General features: G+C 68.0%; 1 protein-coding gene. It reads right to left on the bottom strand.

The features are described from left to right. Positions 1-398: 398 nt before the first annotated feature. Positions 399-2,234, bottom strand: a complete 1,836-nt coding sequence (locus BN903_RS07425; RefSeq protein WP_079890612.1) for a cation:proton antiporter — start codon at positions 2,232-2,234, stop codon at positions 399-401. Positions 2,235-2,815 lie beyond the last annotated feature (581 nt).

Below are 2,815 nucleotides of genomic sequence, written 5' to 3'. Positions count from 1 at the left end.
CGGGTACAGACATGAGTCTTTAAGAATCGGTGGCGCGCCGGTGAGCGGGTGCGATAGCACCCGCGAACCGCCCGCGAGGGAGTCAATCGCCGGAGCGAAGCGGTGGCGACTGACGAGGCTGGGGAGGCGTGAGGTGCTGTGCTGGGCGGTGCGGGGCGGGACTCGAAGGGGCAGTCGCGAGGCGGGCGCAGGCGACGCAAGGACCGCAGGAACGAGCAGCGCGAGTGACGAGGACCGCAGCGAGCGTGCGCCCGCCTCGCGACTGGGGCTTCAGCGGTCTCGATGATCGGCACTGTGCGAAAACCAGCTACGTACAGCCGAGCGACTGGGGCTTCAGCGACCGTTACGTCGTCAACGGCTAGTTAGAAACGGACGGGCCAGACCACCCGAGCGACGTCTTAATCGTGCGGGTGGAACCGGTCCATCGCCCGACGGACCGCGTCGGTGTCGCCGATGAACGTCACGTGGTCGCCGATTTCGAGGACGCTGTCGGCGGTGGGGACGTGGTTCTCGCCGTCGCGGCTCACGACGGCGACGAAGGTCCCGTCGGGGATCTGCGCGTTGAGGTCTCGGATGGTCTTGCCCGCGAGTTTCTGAGAGGTCACCTCGACCTCCTGAACGTCGTGGTTGTCGCCGAGCTCGTTCATCCAGTGGGTGAGCGCCGGCCGCTCGATCTCGTCGTCGATGGCCACCGCGGTCGCCGTCGAGGCGTCGATGCCCTTGACGCCGATGCTGTCGAAGGCGTCGACGTTGTCCGGGTCGTTCACCCGCGAATAGACGGATTCGACATCGAACTTTGTGATCGCGAGCTGACACGCGAGGAGGTTGATGTCGTCGTCGGTCGTCGTGGTGACGAACCGCTTCGCGTCCTCGATGTTGACGCCGCGGAGCGTCTCCGTGTCACTGCCGTCGCCCTCGTAGACGGTGAACCCCTCCGAGCGCGCCCGCTCGACGGCCTCCGGGTCCGACTCGACGACCACGACGTACTCGCCTCTGTTCTCCAGTCGCGTGGCGAGCGCCTGGCCGACCCGGCCCCCGCCGATGATTATCGTGCGCATTGGTGACACTCCGAGGAACTCGCCGATCTGCCGCGCGAGCCCCGCCTCGATCAGGACCGTCGCGAAGATGACCGCGAACACCGTACCGACGAGCAGTTCGCCGGCCGCGACGCTGCCCGCGAGCTCCAGCTCGATGGCGAACAGCGTCGCCACGCTCGCCGGGATGATCCCCCGCGGTCCGACGCTCGCGATGAACAGCCGCTCGGGCCGGGTGAACCGCTCGACGCCGAGGGTCGCGACGAACGCCCCCAGCGGCCGCAAGACGAGCATGATGACGGCGACGATCGCGATCACGCCGACGCCGAGTCCGGCGATCGCCTCGACGTCGATCAGCGCGGCCAGCGAGATGAACACGAACGAGAGGACGATCGTGGTCGTGTTCTGTGCGAAGCTCTCTATCTCCTCGCGGTTGTCCAGCCCGAGGTTCCCGAGGAGGATTCCGCTCGTCGCCGCCGCCGCGATTCCCGCCTCGGCGGCGACCGCCTCGGCGGCCGCGAACGACCCGATCGCGGCCGCCAGCACGAGGAACTGTGACGCCTGTACGTCGCGTTCGGGGACGAGGTCGCTGTCCAAGAGCACGTAGATGACGACGGTGGCGAGCAGCCCCGCAGCGATCCCGACGCCGAACCGCTGGAGGAAGGAGAACACCGTCGCGGGGACGCCGAGGTCGTCGAGCAGCAGCGTCTCGAATATCACGACCGCGACGATCGCGGCGGTCACGTCGTTGACGATCCCCTCAGTCTCTAACGCGGTCGCAACGTGATCCCGCACCCGGACCACGTTGAGGATCGGGGTGATAACGGTCGGCCCGGTCGCCACGAGCAGCGCGCCGATGAGCAGCGATATCTCCCACGTGCCGCCGGCGAAGACGCGGACCGCCGCCGCGGTGCCGAGGAACATCACGAGGGCGCTTATCGTCACCAAGCGGAGCGACACCGTCGACGCGCGCCGGATCCGGTCGATCTGAAGCGCGAACGCCCCCTCGAAGACGATGATGGCGACACTGAGTCCGACGATTATCTCCAGTCCGTCGCCGAACGTCTCCAGCGTGACGAGTCCCAGCACCTCCGGGCCTAACACCACGCCGATCGCGAGGTAGAAGATGACGCTCGGCACCCGCAGCCGGTGAGCGAGCAGCTGTACCGCGAGCCCCGACACGAGTATCGCCGCGATCACCGGCAGCAGGCTACTAGACACGTCTAGTATGGATACAGACTCCGCCTCCGTTAGTGTACTGGTGCGGTCGAGGGATCGACGCGGCGGCTCGCTTGTGGGACGGACCGACGCGGCGGCTCGCCTGCGACGGATCGACGCGGCGAGCCGATCACGCCATTGATCCGCACACACGAGAAACGATTAATTCGGTTCCGGTACTCGGTGAACTCACGCCCGGCCGGTACCCACCGCCGGGACGAACCCATGACCGTCCGCGACCCCATTCCGACGTTCGCCCCACGCCGGAGCGTCGGGAGACGGATCCGCGGGGCGGTCACCGCTCGCCTCGGTGCCGTCGCCGCGTGACCCCCGCGCGGGGACGGCCGGCTCGACCGCCGAGGCGACCCCGTCTTCTGCCGGTCCCCTTTCCCGGCGTCGCTCCGCCGCCGTGACCCACGAGATGCCGTTCTCGGCGGCCGAAATGCTCCCTCTATAGCGCTACCCCCCGCGCTGGCGATCCGCTACCGACGATGACGACAGACCACGACCCCTCCAGACGCAGAGTCCGCCCCGACCCGTACGCGAACCCGCATCCGGCTACG

Source organism: Halorubrum sp. AJ67 (genome assembly GCF_000513435.1).
The sequence above is the reverse complement of the archived record's forward strand: the minus strand, read 5'-3'. Positions and strand labels throughout refer to the sequence as shown.